The sequence below is a fragment of the Viridibacterium curvum genome (genome assembly GCF_039544165.1).
GTDB classification, from domain to species: Bacteria; Pseudomonadota; Gammaproteobacteria; order Burkholderiales; family Rhodocyclaceae; genus Viridibacterium; species Viridibacterium curvum.
This window is the reverse complement of sequence record NZ_BAABLD010000008.1, coordinates 487,564-503,368: the sequence shown is the minus strand read 5'-3', so window position 1 is coordinate 503,368 and position 15,805 is coordinate 487,564. Positions and strand designations below refer to the sequence as shown.

At 63.2% G+C, this 15,805-nt stretch carries 14 protein-coding genes; 5 read left to right on the top strand and 9 right to left on the bottom strand.

The genetic code is table 11. The features are described 5' to 3' along the window. Positions 1-44 precede the first annotated feature (44 nt). Positions 45-1,412, bottom strand: coding sequence for a class I SAM-dependent methyltransferase (locus tag ABEA02_RS10075; RefSeq protein ID WP_345532802.1), 1,368 nt, complete (start codon positions 1,410-1,412; stop codon positions 45-47). 169 nt (positions 1,413-1,581) lie between these two features. Beyond that, positions 1,582-2,301 (bottom strand): Crp/Fnr family transcriptional regulator, encoded by a 720-nt coding sequence (locus tag ABEA02_RS10070; RefSeq protein ID WP_345532801.1) that lies wholly within the window; start codon positions 2,299-2,301, stop codon positions 1,582-1,584. Between the two features lie 281 nt (positions 2,302-2,582). On the opposite strand from ABEA02_RS10070, the gene ABEA02_RS10065 reads away from it, so the two are divergent. Then, a complete protein-coding gene (locus ABEA02_RS10065; RefSeq protein ID WP_345532799.1) occupies positions 2,583-3,413 on the top strand; it encodes a universal stress protein in 831 nt (276 codons plus the stop codon). Between the two features lie 20 nt (positions 3,414-3,433). On the opposite strand, the gene ABEA02_RS10060 is transcribed toward ABEA02_RS10065, so the two are convergent. Continuing rightward, positions 3,434-3,637 carry a hypothetical protein gene (locus ABEA02_RS10060; protein WP_345532798.1) on the bottom strand — a complete coding sequence of 68 codons (204 nt, stop codon included), beginning with the start codon at positions 3,635-3,637 and terminating at the stop codon, positions 3,434-3,436. Positions 3,638-3,967: 330 nt separating this feature from the next. On the opposite strand from ABEA02_RS10060, the gene ABEA02_RS10055 reads away from it, so the two are divergent. Further along, positions 3,968-4,312, top strand: a complete 345-nt coding sequence (locus ABEA02_RS10055; protein WP_345532796.1) for a hypothetical protein — start codon at positions 3,968-3,970, stop codon at positions 4,310-4,312. 78 nt (positions 4,313-4,390) lie between these two features. Here the strand turns inward: ABEA02_RS10055 and leuE are convergent, their stop codons facing one another. The 5 genes from leuE to ABEA02_RS10030 all read right to left on the bottom strand — a co-directional run bounded on the left by leuE (position 4,391) and on the right by ABEA02_RS10030 (position 8,879). Beyond that, positions 4,391-5,044 carry a leucine efflux protein LeuE gene (gene leuE, locus ABEA02_RS10050; protein WP_345532795.1) on the bottom strand — a complete coding sequence of 218 codons (654 nt, stop codon included), beginning with the start codon at positions 5,042-5,044 and terminating at the stop codon, positions 4,391-4,393. Between the two features lie 11 nt (positions 5,045-5,055). Further along, the gene (locus ABEA02_RS10045; RefSeq protein WP_345532794.1) at positions 5,056-6,024 is read right to left on the bottom strand and encodes a hypothetical protein; all 969 of its coding nucleotides are present in this window, start codon (positions 6,022-6,024) and stop codon (positions 5,056-5,058) included. Next, entirely contained in the window at positions 6,021-7,211 is a 1,191-nt protein-coding gene (locus ABEA02_RS10040; protein ID WP_345532792.1) for an MFS transporter, read from the bottom strand. Before ABEA02_RS10040 ends, ABEA02_RS10045 begins: the two co-directional genes overlap by 4 nt. 9 nt (positions 7,212-7,220) lie before the next feature. Next, positions 7,221-8,324, bottom strand: a complete 1,104-nt coding sequence (locus tag ABEA02_RS10035; protein ID WP_345532791.1) for a hypothetical protein — start codon at positions 8,322-8,324, stop codon at positions 7,221-7,223. A gap of 75 nt (positions 8,325-8,399) precedes the next feature. After that, entirely contained in the window at positions 8,400-8,879 is a 480-nt protein-coding gene (locus ABEA02_RS10030; protein ID WP_345532790.1) for an Lrp/AsnC family transcriptional regulator, read from the bottom strand. Between the two features lie 170 nt (positions 8,880-9,049). Between ABEA02_RS10030 and glmS the strand changes: the two genes are divergently transcribed. Next, entirely contained in the window at positions 9,050-10,876 is a 1,827-nt protein-coding gene (gene glmS / locus ABEA02_RS10025) for a glutamine--fructose-6-phosphate transaminase (isomerizing) (protein ID WP_345532789.1), read from the top strand. An 89-nt stretch (positions 10,877-10,965) separates the two neighbouring features. On the opposite strand, the gene ABEA02_RS10020 is transcribed toward glmS, so the two are convergent. After that, positions 10,966-11,367 carry a hypothetical protein gene (locus tag ABEA02_RS10020; protein WP_345532788.1) on the bottom strand — a complete coding sequence of 134 codons (402 nt, stop codon included), beginning with the start codon at positions 11,365-11,367 and terminating at the stop codon, positions 10,966-10,968. A gap of 125 nt (positions 11,368-11,492) precedes the next feature. Between ABEA02_RS10020 and ABEA02_RS10015 the strand changes: the two genes are divergently transcribed. Then, positions 11,493-13,097 carry a site-specific DNA-methyltransferase gene (locus tag ABEA02_RS10015; protein ID WP_345532787.1) on the top strand — a complete coding sequence of 535 codons (1,605 nt, stop codon included), beginning with the start codon at positions 11,493-11,495 and terminating at the stop codon, positions 13,095-13,097. A gap of 3 nt (positions 13,098-13,100) precedes the next feature. Then, complete coding sequence (locus ABEA02_RS10010; RefSeq protein ID WP_345532786.1) at positions 13,101-15,803, top strand: DEAD/DEAH box helicase; 2,703 nt, start codon at positions 13,101-13,103, stop codon at positions 15,801-15,803. Positions 15,804-15,805 lie beyond the last annotated feature (2 nt).

Genomic DNA, 15,805 nt, shown 5'->3' with positions numbered 1-15,805 from the left:
TGGCATGGCGGAGCGCCTGCCGTACGCTGTGCGCCGTGTGGCGCTCAAATCGTGTCCGCGCTTGTCGGGTAAAGATGCCGCCGTGTCAGTGGCAGCTGGATCGGCCCGGCCGTTCGCTTGCTGGCGAGAATCTGGTAGACGCCTGTCTCGCCCGACTCGAAATCGAGCGCGCAAGCGGCCATGTACAGTCGCCAGACGCGCCAGGTCGCCTCGCTGACATGGCGCAGCGCGGCGTCGTGATGTTGCTCCAGTCTTGCCACCCAGTGCCGCAGGGTCAGAGCGTAGTGCGCACGCAAACCTTCCACATCGGCGATCTCGAAGCCGACCCGCTCCATGCCCCGCTGGATATTGCTCATTGTGTCGAGCTGGCCGTCCGGGAAGACGTAGCGATTGATGAACTCGGTGTACAGCGTCTTCTCCCAGCCTTCCACGTCGTGCGTGATGCCGTGATTGAGGAACAGCCCACCCGGCACGAGCAAACGATGTGCCGTGGCGAAGTAGACCGGAAGGTTCTTCAGGCCGACGTGTTCGAACATGCCGACGCTGGCAATCTTCTCGTAGGCATTGATGCCTTCGAGATCGCGATAATCACGCAACTCGACTTTCACGCGGTTCGTCAGGCCAGCCTCGGCGATGCGTTCCTGCACCACCGCCAGTTGTGGCCGACTCAGGGTGATGCCGTAGGCATTCACGCCATAGTGCCTGGCGGCGTGCAGGATCAGCGCCCCCCAGCCGCATCCGATGTCCAGCAGTCGGTCACCGGGCTGGAGCTGGAGTTTGCGGCAGATGTAGTCCAACTTGGCTTGCTGCGCTTGCTCAAGGCTTGTGGATTCGCTTTCGAAGTAGGCGCAGGAATAGACCATGGCCTTGTCCAGCCACAAGGCATAGAAGTCGTTGGAGACGTCGTAATGGAACTGGATCGCGGCGCGATTTTCGGGTCGCGAATGCGCCTTCACGATACGTCCGTGCAGCGAGGATTTCGCAGGGGGCTGCGCGCGCGTTGCTGCCGCGACAACCGGGTCATGCCGGGTCGCACGCAGGCGGAATGCCGTCAGTGCCGTGTGGAGTCGGTCCCGCAGAGATAGGCGGATTGCGTGCAGATGGTTCTTGAGATCCAGCGCTGCGAAGAAGCCCCCCTCGATGTCGATGTCACCCCGGAAGTGCGCTTCAGCGAGGCGCAAGGGATTGCGCCCCAGCAACATCGTTCGCACCACGGCGGGATTCCGCAGTACCAGGGTGAAAGGCGGGGCCGGTTCATCGGCATGTTGCGCGCCCAGCGTCAGGGTCTCGTCGTTCCACAGGCGCAGGCCAAGCCGGCCGTGGAAACCGCGGAACAGTCGCAACAACAGCTGGACGACCGGATCGCTGCGCTTTGCTTCCGCCAGCGCCACGCAGCGGCGAGGGTCATTCATGGCGGGTCGTCCCGCCCGGGGGCATGCTCAACGGCAGCGTCCCTGTCTTCATGTCGGCTTCCTCCTGCTGGACCGGCCGTCGCGCGACGGACAGGTGCGGGCAGTATGGGGTGCGCGCAAAAGCCTGACTGTCTGCTAGCGCACATACCGCGCAGGCCGCGTTTGCCGCTCAGGTCGCTACCTGATCCGGCAGCAGACGGTCGTATTCCCGCTTGACGACGGCATAGCATTCGCAGGTCCGGGCTTCCAGTCCCGGCCGATCCAGCACGTTGATGTGGCCCCGCGCATAGCGGATCAAGCCCGCTTTCTGCAGTTTGAGTGCGGCTTCCGTGACCCCTTCGCGGCGCACACCCAGCATGTTGGCGATCAGTTCCTGGGTCATGGTCAGCTGACTGCCACTCAGCCTGTCCATGCTCAGCAGCAGCCAGCGACACAGCTGCTGGTCCAGCGAGTGATGGCGGTTGCACGCGGCAGTCTGTGCCATCTGGGTGATCAGGGCCTGGGTGTAGCGCAGCAGCAGATGCATGACGGGGCCGGCTCGATTGAATTCTTCCAGCATGAGCCGCGCGCGCAAGCGGAAGCCGTAGCCCGCACTCTGCACGACGGCGCGGCTGGGCGTGGATTCGCCGCCCATGAACAGGGCAACGCCAATCATGCCCTCGTTGCCGACGACGGCAATCTCGGCGGAGGCGCCGTTCTCCATCACGTACAGCAGGGACACGATGGCCGTCGCCGGAAAGTACACGTGATGCAGGGTGGCGCCGGACTCGTAAAGCACCTGACCGAGCGGCATCTCCACCATCTCGAGCTGCTCTTGCCAGCGCGCCCATTCCGCATCGGGCAGGACGGCGAGCAGACGGTTGCTGCGCGCTTCGGAGAAAGCAACCATCAAGGTTCCTCTTGGAAATCTGCCGTTTGCCGGTACCGCGGACGAAGGCGCTCGACGGAGTGAAGTCTAGGGATTGCAGCCTACACCGTATGTTCGATAGCGCACCTACCGATATCGATACTGACGATAGGCTGAGGGCATGGCAACGCGGCAAAGCCTGCTGATCCGCGAGCCGTCTGAGTGCGATGGCGTACCGACAAGGCGCTTGCCCGCGGGCACGCTCGCCCTTTGCGTGCCGACTTGAGTCGTGTTGGCCAGGCAGCGGCGCACAGGAGGATGACATGAGCTACGTCAGTCTGATGGTCAATCTGCAACTGGGGCAGCGCTACGATGGCTTGCTGCATGTCGCGGCAGGCATCGCCGATCACTTCGATGCTGGCGTCATCGGTTTCACGGCCTCTCAGCCAGCGCCAGGCTATCGCGGAGAGGAGCTGGCTTTTGGCGACATCGTCGCGCGGGATGTTGCGCAACTCAAAGCCGAGATGGTGAGGATGGAGGTCATCTTTCGCACCGCGTTGGCTGATCGCGCCGGCAAGGTCAGCTGGCGCTCTGCCCTGACGAGCAGCCCTATCGCCGAGGTGCTGGCGCACGAGTCACGTGCGGCGGACCTTCTCATTACCGGACGCGTGGCGGAACAAGACTTTGACACCGTCCGGCACGCCAACAATTTTGACCTCCTCATGCGCGCCGGTCGCCCGGTCCTGATCATCCCGGCCGAAATTGACGTGCTGCACCTCAACCAGGTGCTGGTGGGCTGGAAGGACACGCGGGAAGCGCGGCGCGCCATCGCCGACGGACTGCCATTCCTGCAGGCGGCGCAGCATGTCATTCTGGTCGAGATCACGCCGGGCATTCATCTGCGGCATCCAGCACACAGTCAGCTCGACGATGTTGCCATCTGGTTGCAGCGGCATGCAGTGCATGCCGAGACCATGGTTACCACCTCTGCGGACAACGACGCCAGCCACCTGCGCGACCTGGCACGGGAACTTCGTGCCGACCTCCTGATTGCAGGGGCCAGTGGGCACAGCCGGCTCAATGAGCGCTCACTCGGGGGTGTGACTTACGATCTCTTGCGGCACGCCTCTCACAGCATCCTGTTGTCGCACTGAGTGCCGGGCCAGACAGGTGGCTAGCGATGTTTCGTGAAGGTGTGCAGGAGCTGGACGGAACGTGCTTCCCACGAGACGGTTTCGCTGCTGGTCTCGTGGGTGAGGATCAGCACTTCGTCTTCGACCTCGAATTCCGGTGCGAAGACGACCAGGGGATCTTCGTCTTCGATGTCACGATCCATCCCGACTCTCAAGCTTTCCTGTCCTCGCTGCGTGGATTTCATGGTGATGACTCCTGATGGTGGGCAGGCGTCGACGATGGATCAAATTGCTTGCGGCGGCTGTACGCTAGCCAACGGACACTGCCGCCAGGACGGTTCACGGCGCGGCGGCTCCCGCTATGCCGTCTTGCTACCGCAAGCTACTGCCTGCGCGCTCTGTGCGCTAGCGGACAGACGCTCTCAGCTCCGTGTCATACGCTGCCTGCCAGACAATTGGTGATCCCGACAGTGTGGCGCAATGCGGGGACGCCAGAGACCACCGCACTGTGGTGTGGGCAGAGCGCAGCGACATGTTCGCCGGCTGCCGCGGTGCCTCCAAGAAAGGCGGACAGCATGGCGATCGCGACCTGGATCATCCTCGGCATCGTCGCGGGCCTCATGGCCCATCGACGCTTCCATTCCAGTGGTCAGGGCATTTTCATGGACATCGTCCTCAATCCGGGCGTGGCCCGCAATCTGGCCCTGGGTGTGGCGGGCGGCGTACTCGGCGGCTGGGCGACGAATAGTGTGGCCACGTCCGGCCACGTCGTATCGACCTTGGCCAATCCGCTGGTCAGCCTGCTGGTGAATTACGCGGTCAATCTGCTCGCCGCCGTGTTCAGCGCGAACGCTGTACTGGGTCTCTACCATCTCCTGGCGCGCCGCGATCGGCACAGTCGTGAGGCGACGAAGACTTGATCGCGCTTCAGCGTGATGTGGCTGAACGCCCTGTCTTTGACGCGGCAGTCAGTTGCGAAGTCATGCGTTCCCAGCTCGTCAGCTGGCGCTGGCCAGTGCCAGCTTCAGCGCAAAGGCGGCAAAGACCCCACCGACGAGCGCCGTGGCCAGTGCAGCGAGCCGGCGCCGCTCGCGGAACTGCTCGGCCAGATGCGCGCCGCCAAAGATCAGCGCCGAGAGGTACAGCGCGCTGAGCACCTGCAGGATGCTGCCGAGGATCAGGAAGGACAGCGCAGGGTGTTCGTAATGCGGCGAGACAAACTGGATGAAGAAGGAGATGAAGAACAGGATCGCCTTGGGATTCATCAGGCTGATGATGAGCGCCGTACGGAACGGTGTGGCCGCCAGCGGCGTCGTGTCGGCGGGCGGCAGCGCAGCGTCGTGCCGTGTGCGCCAGGTTTGCCAGGCTGCACGTAGCAGACCCCAGCCCAGCCAGGCCAGCCAGCCTGCGCCGGCCACCTTCACCACCATGAACAGCGCCGGTGTGGTGCGCAGCAGGCCGGCCACGCCCGAGGCGGCAAGCAGCATCAGCACCGTGTCGCCAACGAAGATGCCGCAAGCCCCGCGATAGCCGCGTATGACCCCTTCGCGAGACGCGACGGTCATCACGAACAGCGAGTTCGGGCCCGGCAGCAGCACGATGAAGATCGAGCCGAGGATGTAGGTCGTGAGATCGGTGATGCCGTAGAACATGCAGTTTCGCGTCAGCGTTTCTGGAGCAAGGTGACGCCGGCCTTGTCCATGTTGCCTGCGGGTTCGCGGCCCGACAGGTCGGCAGCCAGCGCACGCGCGGTGGCCTCCAGCCCTTCGTTGAAGCTGGCCAGCAGAAGTCTGGCGTCGTCCTTCACCCAGTCCATCGCGGCCTTTTCGCGATCACCCTGCTTCACCGGCAGGCGCGCTTCATAACGCAACACGCGGCGGTACAGCGCGTGCAGCGGATCGGTCTGCAGCTTGCCCGGCAGCTTGTCCATGCGCTGGCCCTTGCGATACGCCTCGTACTGCAGGCGCCACATCGCATCCGACTTCGGAATCAGGCTCGCCTCGGTTTTCAGCACCAGCGTGTTGAGGTCGGTGCTCATTGCGTAACGCATGTTGACGATCAGCACCGCGTCATGGGCCGACATGGCGTGGAAGGCCTCGAAGTTCTGTGGCGTTGCAGGCTGCACGAAACTGATCTGTCCGTTTTTGAGCAGAACCTGTGGCCCGCCTTCGCCGGTCAGCGCTTCGCTGAAGCGCTGACCGAAATCGAAGCCCGCCGCGCTGCGTTGCAGGGGCGCGGCGGCACGGTTGGCCATCATTTGCTGGTAGCCCTCGACGCCCGCCTCGCCGGTGCCGACGACGAGGCCCACGGCGCTGCCGACGAGGCCGATGGTGAGTATGGCGGCGAGCAAGAACAGCGCCTCCTGCCCGTTGCTGGCGCGGGCGTGGATGCCAAGTTGGGCTCCGCCGCCAAACGAGAGCAGCCCGTACTGCCCCGAACGCTGCAGCGGCAGCCAGGCGTAATCAGGATTGCCGATCTCGATCTCCTGCTGGCCCACGCCAATCAGCACCTCAACGCCCTTGAGCTGCGCACGCGCGGCCTCTGGCAGCGGCACGAAAGAAGGCGCCGGCTTCGGTGCGCTGGCACAGGCCGTGAGTGCAGCAAGCAGCAGGATCAGCAGGATTTGTTTCATGCAATCTTCCGACGGGTTTGCAATGCCCTATGCATCATCGCGAGGGTGGCCATCAACAAGGCGGGCAGGGCCGCCAGATTGACCGCCTGCCAGCCGAACGCGGCAAGCAGGCTGCCGGCGCCCAGCGAGGCGACGCTGGTGACACCGTACACGATCAGATCATGTGCAGCTTGCGTGCGTGCCCGCTCGGCCGGGCGGTAGCAATCGGTGAGCAGCACGCTCGCGCCGACGAACAGGAAGTTCCAGCCCACGCCCAGCAAAATCAGGCCGCTGGCGAAATTGTTGTAGCTCTGGCCTGACAAGGCAATCGCCACATGCCCGCCCAGGCACAACACGCCCACCGTCATCACCGGCAACACGCCGAAGCGTTTAATGAGGTTGCCCGTGAAGAATGAAGGCACAAACATGCCCAGCACGTGCCACTGTATGACCGTGGCCGAACTTGCCAGCGGCAGCCCGCATAGCGACATGGCGAGCGGCGTGGCGGTCATGACCATCACCATCACCGCATAGCCCACGGTCGAGCAGAGCGTGGAGACGATGAAGAGCGGCTGACGCATGAGCTCGCCCAGCGGCCGCGCGCCGCTTTCATCTGCCTGGCCGGTTGTGGCCGGCCCGCCCAGTTGCAGGCGCGACACCACCACGGCTGCGAGCAGGCCCAGCACGCACATCGACAACAGCGGCACCATGAACGGCGCCAGCTGCAGGCTGTGCAACAGCGCATCGCCATGCCGCACGATTGCAGGCCCCAGCAAGGCTGCAACCACGCCACCCGCCACCACCCACGACAAGGCCCGGCTGCGGAACGCCGGGCTCGCTGCATCCGCCGCTGTGAAGCGGTAGTAACCCGCAAACGCGCCATAACAACCCAGCAGCGCATTCGCCACGAGGAACAGCGCAAAACTGTGCAGCACCACCGCCACCGCGCCGACGATGCCCGTCGCCACGCCCAGCCCCGTGCCGATCAGAAAGCCCCCGCGCCAGCCAGCACGCTGCACCACCCAGGCCGCCGGCATGCGCCCCGCCGTGCTCGCAATCATCACCACGGCCAGCGGCAAGGTTGCCAGTCGCGCATCAGGCGCGAGCTGCAGCCCGACGAGGCCGCCGACCGTGATCATCACCACGGTGGCGGTTTGATAGAGCGCCTGCGCGGCGGCGAGGAGCAGGGCGGTCTGGCGTTCGGTCATGTGTGTGGTTCAGGGCTTCTGTGCTGTTGTGCGAGGCACCAGCAGTTCTTCGAGCCGGGTGTGGAGGTGTAGTACGCCTTTGGGGTCTGGCAGCAAGTCGAGCATGCGCGCGCCATAGCTCAACTTCTGGTTTGTCATTGCCTGTTGGGGGTCGCGCAGCAAATCGTCGCGCAGGGACAGGGCGATGAGACGTAAGCCCTCGCGCATCGCTGTGCGGATCGGCTCGCCGCGGTTGGCAAGCCATGCGTCAGCAGCTGCGTCGCGCCCGGCGATGCCGTCTGGCAGGCGGGTGTCGAAGTAGACGATGCGTCGGTACAGCGCATCGTTACGGTTGCAGTCGTCACGCGTGCAGCGTCCCTTGAAGTCATTGCGATTGCTCAGGGCTGTACGCCAGGCCTCAGAGTGCGGTACGAGCCTCGCCTCGGCGACGATCTGCAGGCGTTTCAGATCAGGCGACATCATGTAATTGATGCCAACGCTGAGCGTCCCCGGAGCCTTGCTCGCCGCCATGTGCGCGCGCAATGTTGCGGGCGCTGGTGTCTGCAGCAGGGTGATCTGTCCGTCATGCAAACCGAGTGTGGCGCGGCCTTGTTCATCGAGTGCCGAGAGCAGCTCGTCGCCAAAGCCGCGCTCCTTGAGCTGGGCTCGCATGGGAATCAGCGCCCGGTCGGCCATGTAGTACGTGTATTCCTCGTAGCCTTGCTGCGCCGCCCACACTGTCAGGATGACGGTGGCCACCACCGCCACAATGATCAAACCGGCTTCGCCGGACACGCTACCGAGTCCGCTGCCGAAGCCCCCTGACCTGGAGCTACCGGAGGCTGGTTTGGCGGCAGCGTGATTGGCGTTCGTCCCAGCACTCGCTCCGCCATCTGCAACGGGCTCGGACGCTGGTGTAGGAGGCGGAACCCACAATTTGCCCTGATCACCCAGCATCAGGCCGTTCTGACCGACCGCAATGAGAACGTCGGGCGCAGCTGTTCGTATCTCCTGGCGGAGTGCAGCGGGCAAGGGGACGTAAAGCGCGGTGGTGGCGTCCGGCCTCACCGTTCGTGCAGCACAGCCCACAAGCTGCAGAGCGATCAGTGCATGGACCAGCCCGTTTCGGATCATGGCATTGCTGTTCCTGAAAGTGGTCGTGCATGGTGCCATGACGACCGGTGCTGACGGGTTTGCCCGGCCGTTTGGTCAGAGCCCCGGCAGCACCACCTGTGTCGAAAACTTCGCCCTTTGCGTGGCAAAGAAGCTGCGCACATTGCGCACATTCGCGTCCTGCGACAGCAGGCGCTGCGCGAACGCGTTGTAAGCCGCCATATCGGCGACCTGCACGATCAGCACGAAGTCCGGCCCGGTCGAGACGCGGTAGCACTGCTGCACGGCCGCGTCGGCAGCAGCGCGGCTCTCGAAGGCGTCGAGGTGTTCCACGCCCTGACGATCCAGCGTGATTTCGACGATGGCGGTCAGCCCGTGGCCGAGATGTGCCGGGGAGAGGATGGCGACCTGCCGCTCGATGATGCCGGCCTCCTGCAGGCGCTTGACGCGTCGCAGGCAGGTGGCAGGGGAGACGTGCACGCGCTCGGCCAGGTCCTGGTTGGACAGGCTGGCGTCTTCCTGCAGTTGGGCGAGGATGCGCAGGTCGGTGCTGTCCAGTTCAGGCGGGTTTGCCATGAGATTTCAAAATGTGATGAATTCTGAAACTATATTTCCTGCTCTGTTTGTTGTGCAATTAAATTCCGCACGAACGGGAATTTCGCACACATCCATCATGCCGCCCTGACTACCATCCGCCCACAAACCCTCCTCACTCATCACTCCTAACTCCTCCCGAGGTTCCTAACATGTGTGGCATCGTCGGCGCCGTCAGCACCCGCAACATCGTTCCCATCCTGGTCGAAGGCCTCAAGCGCCTCGAGTACCGGGGCTATGACTCCTGCGGCGTGGCCGTGCATCAGAACGGCGCGCTGCGCCGCGCGCGCAGCACCTCGCGCGTGGCCGAGCTCGACACGCAGATCGTTGCCGACAAGGTCGAGGGCGGCATCGGCATCGCCCACACGCGCTGGGCCACCCATGGTGCGCCGGCCGTGCATAACGCCCACCCGCACTTCTCGCGCGAGCGCATCGCCCTCGTGCACAACGGCATCATCGAAAACCACGACGAGTTGCGCGCCGAGCTCAAGGGCAAGGGCTACGAATTCCTCAGCCAGACCGACACCGAAGTCATCGCCCACCTCGTCGACCACCTCTACGACGGCGACCTGTTCGAAGCCGTCAAGGCCGCCACGCTGCGCCTCAAGGGCGCCTATGCCATCGCCGTGTTCTGCCGCGACGAGCCGCATCGCGTCATCGGCGCGCGCCTCGGTTCGCCGCTGATTCTTGGCGTGGCGGAAGGCGAACGCTTCCTCGCGTCTGACGCGATGGCACTCGCCGGCGTCACCAGCCAGATCGTCTATCTCGAAGAAGGCGACGTCGTCGACCTGCAGCTGGGCAAGCACTGGATCGTCAGCCGCGATGGTGAGCAATTCAAGCAAGTGCAGCGCGAAGTGCGCACCGTGCACGCCCACACTGGCGCGGCCGAGCTGGGCCCTTACCGTCACTACATGCAGAAAGAAATCTTCGAGCAACCGCGCGCACTGGCCGACACGCTGGAAGGCGTCGAAGGTTTCGTGCCCGAGCTGTTCGGTGACAACGCCTTCCGCATCCTCAAGGAAGTGGATTCCATCCTCATCCTCGCCTGCGGCACCAGCTACTACTCCGGCAGCACCGCCAAGTACTGGCTCGAATCCATCGCGAAGATCCCCACGCAGGTCGAGGTCGCCAGCGAGTACCGCTACCGCGACTCCGTGCCCAATCCGCGCACCCTGGTTGTCACCATCTCGCAAAGCGGCGAGACCGCCGACACCATGGCCGCCCTGAAGCACGCGCGCAGCATGGGCATGGAGCACACGCTCACCATCTGCAACGTCTCGACCAGCGCCATGGTGCGCGAGAGCAAGCTCGCCTACATCACGCGTGCCGGCGTCGAAGTCGGCGTCGCCTCCACCAAGGCCTTCACTACCCAGCTCGGCGGCCTGTTCCTGCTCACGCTCACCCTCGCCAAACTGCGCGGTCACCTCAGCGAAGCGCAAGAGGCGCAATGGCTGCGCGACCTGCGCCACCTGCCCGCCGCGCTGCAATCGGTGCTCGCTCTGGAACCGCAGATCATTGCCTGGAGCGAGGACTTCGCGAAGAAGCACAACGCCCTCTTCCTCGGCCGCGGCCTGCACTACCCCATCGCGCTCGAAGGTGCGCTCAAGCTCAAGGAGATCACCTACATCCACGCCGAGGCCTACGCCGCCGGCGAACTCAAGCACGGCCCGCTGGCCCTCGTCGACGCCGAAATGCCCGTCGTCACCGTCGCCCCCAACGACGCCCTGGTCGACAAGCTCAAGAGCAACATGCAGGAAGTGCGCGCCCGTGGTGGCGAGCTCTACGTCTTCGCCGACGCCGACAGCCACATCGAGAGCGAACAAGGCATCCACGTCATCCGCATGCCCGAGCACTACGGCGCCCTGTCACCCATCCTCCACGTCGTGCCGCTGCAACTGCTCTCGTACCACACGGCCTGCGCACGTGGCACCGATGTGGACAAGCCACGTAACTTGGCCAAGAGCGTGACGGTGGAGTGAGGCTGGAAGCCACGACGATATCCAGCGGCATTCCTTTATCGCGGGCAGCAGCGAGAACGCCTGAGCCAGCAGGTTGTTGAACCGTCTGATCAGGCGTCGGGGTTTTGTGCCTTGGCGAAGGCCAGGATCACTTCGCGAACCACTTTGCGTTTGTCGGGCGGCAGCTTCAGGAAGGCTTCGAACACTTCGCGTTCGGTGTACCCCACGCCCTCATCCCAGCGCGCCTTGGCTTTGCGGATGCGCGCTTCGACCTCCGGCCCGTCACGTAACTCCTGCGGTTGCAAACGTAACCATTCCGCAAGCACCAGCAACTTCTCGTGACTTGGCAAGGTTTCGCCACGCAACCAGCGCCGCACGCCATGCAAGGTCATCGCTTTGCCCCAGTAGCGCTGGTTGAATTCCCGCTCCAGAACGGCTGGCTTGGGTTCCAGGCCCATGGCCTGCATCGCGGCAATCAGGCGCTCGGCAAAAGCTTGTTTGGTCGGGTTCATGCCGGAACGCTAGGTTCCGTGACTGGCAGTTACTGAACTGGCGTAACTGGTTACGCTTACTGTTAGACTTTTGGTTACGTTGCGGCCGCTGTGGCCGCAAGCTTTTTGTGAAGCCTGCGTAACCTATGCCAACGCTTGACTGGATCGGCAAGAAAGCCGTCGAGAAACACCACAAGGAAGTCCCGTTCCGGCTTCTGGAGCCGGACACCGCCCTGTCTTGCGGCCCGAACGACGGCGCGGACAGTGGCAACCTGATCGTGCAAGGCGACAACCTGCATGCACTCAAGGCCCTGCTGCCGCGCTACGCCGGGCAGGTGAAGTGCATCTACATCGACCCGCCGTACAACACCGGTAACGAGGGCTGGGCCTACAACGACAACGTCAACAGCCCCGAAATTCGCAAGTGGTTGGGTGAGGCGGTGGGTAAGGAAGGCGAGACGTTGGATCGCCACGACCGCTGGCTGTGCATGATGTATCCGCGGCTGGTGTTGTTAAAGCAGTTCCTTCGGGAGGATGGCGCGATCTTTGTGTCGATTGATGACAACGAGGTCGCGACGTTGCGATTGATGATGGATGAGATTTTCGGTGTTGCACACTTCGTCGCGTCAGTCGTTTGGAGGTCATCAGACAACAGCAACAACGACGCGAAGCAGTTTTCCACCGATCACAACCACCTGGTTATTTACTCCAGAGCACTCAATTGGCGCCCCAGAAAAGCCGGTAACTACGAACAAAAACGCAGCCACTTTGATAACCCCGACAATGATCCACGTGGGCCTTGGTTTGATGGAAATCCTCTGAACTCTCCCAAACCACGCCCCAATCTCATGTACGACCTTGTCGCGCCGAACGGCCAAGTCGTTCAGCACCCCAAGAACGGATGGCGTTGGTCTCGTTCAACACTTGAGGAGAAGCTTGCCACAGGGGAAATTCGTTTCACTTCCGACGGCAAATCGATCAAGCGTCGCACATACCTCGCGGATATGGAGGCTCTTCCACCTTCTAGCTTGTGGATTGATTTAGAAGAAACAGGCCACAACAGACAGGCGAAAAGCGATCTCAAGGCGATATTTTCTGAGCTCCCGGCAAGCACTCTTTTCAGCACACCCAAGCCCGCGCGATTCATTCAGCGAATTCTTGCGCTCGCTACTGACCAAGCCTCCTTGATCCTAGACAGCTTCGCCGGCAGTGGCACCACTGCCCACGCCGTCCTGAAACAAAACGCCGAAGACGGCGGCAATCGCCGCTTCATCCTGGTCGAGATGGACGAGCACATCGCTCCAAACGTCACTGCCGAACGCGTGCGCCGAGTCGCGCAGGGCTACACCAACGCCAAGGGAGAGCAGGTGGCGGGGTTCGGCGGCGGCTTCCAGTTCTGCCGCCTGTCAAAAGAACCGCTCTTCACCGCCGAAGGCCAGATTCGCGATGACGTGAGCTTTGTGGACCTGGCGAAATTCGTGTGGTTCTCGGAAACGCAGACCGGTTACGCAGGCAGGGCGGATTCGCCCTTGCTGGGCGTACATGAAGGGCGCGCGATCTACCTGCTCTACAACGGCATCCTGAAGGACAAGTCGGTGGGCGGCGGCAATGTGCTGACCGGGCCGGTGCTGGCGATGCTGCCGGCTTTCACGGGGCCGAAGGTCATCTATGCGGCGGCCAATCGTCTGGGGGCACGTGCTGCGCGAGAGGGCATCAGCTTCAAGCAGACCCCTTACTCGCTGGAGGTGTGAGCGATGAGCGCGATCAATGTGTTTTCCGCCAAGCCTTACCAGAACCAGCTGCTCGCCAGCGTAGAGGCGTACTTTCAGGCCTGCCACGAGCTGCCTTCGCCATCGATTGCCTTCACGGCTACGACGGAGCGGCTGTGGGGGCAGGGGCTGGCGTACAACGGCCTTTCCGGTTTTCCGTCCGACATGCCGTACTTCTGTCTGCGCGTGCCCACGGGCGGCGGCAAGACCTGGCTGGCGGCGAAGAGTGTCGCGCTGGTCAACACGCACCTGTTGCGGGTGGAGCACAGCGTCATCCTGTGGCTGGTGCCGAGCAAACCGATCCGCCAGCAGACGCTGCGCGCGCTGAAGGACAGGCTGCATCCCTACCACGCTGCGCTGCGCGAAGCGGGGCCGCTGACGGTGCTGGACCTCGATGAGGCGAAGACCGTTACGCGTGCGACGCTGGATAGTTCCACGACGATCATCGTGGCGACCCGGCAGGCCTTCCAGGTTGAAGAGGAGGAGTGCCGCAAGGTGTATCAATCGAGCGGCGCGCTGATGCATCACTTCGAGCATCTGGAAGCCGCCCAGCGCGCGGCGCTGCTGACCGAGGGCGAAGGTTCAGAGCAGACTGTGCCGTATTCGCTGGCCAACGTGCTGCGTCTGCGCCGCCCCTTTGTGATCGTGGATGAGGCGCACAACAGCCGCACCGAGCTGGCTTTCGACATGCTCGCGCGCTTCCGCCCCAGCGGTGTGCTGGAGCTGACGGCCACGCCGGACCTGGAGCGTACGCCCAGCAATGTGCTGCACAGCGTCTCCGCCGCCGAGCTGAAGCAGGCGGAGATGATCAAGCTGCCGGTGTTGCTGGAGACCGAGCCGAACTGGCAGCAGTGTCTGGCGGACGCCATCGGGCGACGCGAGGCGCTGCAGAAACTGGCCGACGATGAGCGCCGCGCCGGTGGCGCGTATCTGCGGCCGCTGGTGCTGATTCAATCTGAGCCACGCCGCACAGGCGTGGATACGCTGGACTTCGAGCGGGTGCGACAGGAGTTGATGAGCAACCACGCCATTCCGGCCGATGAGATCGTGGTGGCGACCGGCGATGAAAAGGGCCTGGAGCAGATCGACACGGACTTCAAGCTGGGCATTGCCGATCCGGCCTGCCGGGTGAAGTACGTCATCACCCAGAAAGCGCTGGCCGAAGGCTGGGATTGCCCCTTTGCCTACATTCTGGTGAGCATGGCCTCGCTGAGTTCTGCCACGGCGGTGGAGCAGTTGCTGGGTCGCGTGCTGCGCCAGCCGGAAGCGAGCCATCGCAAGGCCAAGGAGCTGAACCAGTCGTATGCCTTCGTGGTGTCGCGCAATTTTGCCGAGACAGCGGCGGCGCTGCGCGACCGACTGGTTGCAGGCGCAGGATTTGAGCGCCGTGCCGTCGCTGAATTTGTGATGGCGGCGAAACCCGATCAGAAGCGCTTCGACTTCAGTTCCGGCAAGCTGATTGCGCATCCGGTTACCGTGACCTTAAGCGAAAAGCCGGAACTGAAAGCGGTGGCGAGGCCGATTCGCGACAAGCTGGAGTGGGACAACAAGCTCAACACGCTGACCATCAAGGCGCCACTCACCGAAGACGAAACCGAAGCGCTCAAGGCGACGGTGCAATCGCCTGCGGCGGTAGCAGTGATTGCCGAGGCTGCTGAGGTGAGTCGTACTACCGCCATTGAGTTCTTCCAGACGCCAGCCGAGTTGGGCGAGCGCTTCCGTGTGCCCCAGCTGGCGTTGCGCATGCAAGGCGAACTGCAGCTCTTCGATGACCCGGAAGTGCTGGAGTACCCGTGGGATCTGTCGCCCTACGATGCCAATCCCACGGCCGAAGATCTGAAGCTGTTGGGCGCTGCGTTGAAGGTCTCGGAAGGTGGCTCGATTGATATTGATGACGCCAGCGGAAAGCTGGTCTCGCACTTTCTGCCCGACCTGCAACGCGATCTGGGCCTCGTGTACAAACCCGAGAACTGGGATGAGCTGCGCCTTGCGACCTGGCTGTGCAAAAACATCCCGGAACCTTCGCTGACGCATGCAAGCAAGCGCGCTTTCGTGGCGCGCTGGCTGACCCAGTTGCTGAGCAATGAGGGTTACACGCTCGCACGCGCCAACTTGCAGAAGTTCCTGATTCGCAACCGGCTCGAAGCGCAGATCAAGGCGCTGCGCAAGCAGGCGGTGGGCAAGGCTTTCCAGCAAACCTTGTTCGGCGAAGAGGCGTCGCAGCGGGTTGCGGTGAGCGACGAGTATGCATTCGAGTTCCCGCCGATCTACGCGCCGAGCCGTGACTACGACGATCGCTTCGGCGTGTTCGATTTCCGCAAGCATTTCTATGGGCGCATGGGCGATTTTGACAGCGGAGAGGAATTCGCCTGCGCCTGCCAGCTCGACATGCTGGCGCAGAAAGGGCGCTTGAAGTTCTGGGTGCGGAATCTCGTCAATCGGGACGGGAGTTCCTTCTTTTTGCAGAAGGCGGACGGGCGTTTCTACCCTGACTTTCTATGCCAGTTGCCGGACCACGACGGGCAGCCTGGCCCCGTGCTGGTGGTGGAGTACAAAGGTGCGAACGGATGGACCAACGCGGAGGATGACCGCCTGATCGGTGGACTGTGGGCGAATCTCTCAAACGGACGCTGTCGCTTCGTGATGGTGACGGAAAAGCGCTGGGAGAACATTGAAGCCGAGCTGTAGCG

What these genes read in the sequence shown, in the direction of transcription:
- ABEA02_RS10055 (WP_345532796.1), top strand. Translation starts at nt 3,968, where the DNA reads ATGGCGATCGCGACCTGGATCATCCTCGGCATCGTCGCGGGCCTCATG.
- ABEA02_RS10015 (WP_345532787.1), top strand. Translation starts at nt 11,493, where the DNA reads ATGCCAACGCTTGACTGGATCGGCAAGAAAGCCGTCGAGAAACACCAC.
- ABEA02_RS10070 (WP_345532801.1), bottom strand. Translation starts at nt 2,301, where the DNA reads ATGGTTGCTTTCTCCGAAGCGCGCAGCAACCGTCTGCTCGCCGTCCTG.
- leuE (WP_345532795.1), bottom strand. Translation starts at nt 5,044, where the DNA reads ATGTTCTACGGCATCACCGATCTCACGACCTACATCCTCGGCTCGATC.
- ABEA02_RS10060 (WP_345532798.1), bottom strand. Translation starts at nt 3,637, where the DNA reads ATGAAATCCACGCAGCGAGGACAGGAAAGCTTGAGAGTCGGGATGGAT.
- ABEA02_RS10045 (WP_345532794.1), bottom strand. Translation starts at nt 6,024, where the DNA reads ATGAAACAAATCCTGCTGATCCTGCTGCTTGCTGCACTCACGGCCTGT.
- ABEA02_RS10030 (WP_345532790.1), bottom strand. Translation starts at nt 8,879, where the DNA reads ATGGCAAACCCGCCTGAACTGGACAGCACCGACCTGCGCATCCTCGCC.
- ABEA02_RS10035 (WP_345532791.1), bottom strand. Translation starts at nt 8,324, where the DNA reads ATGATCCGAAACGGGCTGGTCCATGCACTGATCGCTCTGCAGCTTGTG.
- ABEA02_RS10040 (WP_345532792.1), bottom strand. Translation starts at nt 7,211, where the DNA reads ATGACCGAACGCCAGACCGCCCTGCTCCTCGCCGCCGCGCAGGCGCTC.
- ABEA02_RS10075 (WP_345532802.1), bottom strand. Translation starts at nt 1,412, where the DNA reads ATGAATGACCCTCGCCGCTGCGTGGCGCTGGCGGAAGCAAAGCGCAGC.
- ABEA02_RS10010 (WP_345532786.1), top strand. Translation starts at nt 13,101, where the DNA reads ATGAGCGCGATCAATGTGTTTTCCGCCAAGCCTTACCAGAACCAGCTG.
- ABEA02_RS10065 (WP_345532799.1), top strand. Translation starts at nt 2,583, where the DNA reads ATGAGCTACGTCAGTCTGATGGTCAATCTGCAACTGGGGCAGCGCTAC.
- glmS (WP_345532789.1), top strand. Translation starts at nt 9,050, where the DNA reads ATGTGTGGCATCGTCGGCGCCGTCAGCACCCGCAACATCGTTCCCATC.
- ABEA02_RS10020 (WP_345532788.1), bottom strand. Translation starts at nt 11,367, where the DNA reads ATGAACCCGACCAAACAAGCTTTTGCCGAGCGCCTGATTGCCGCGATG.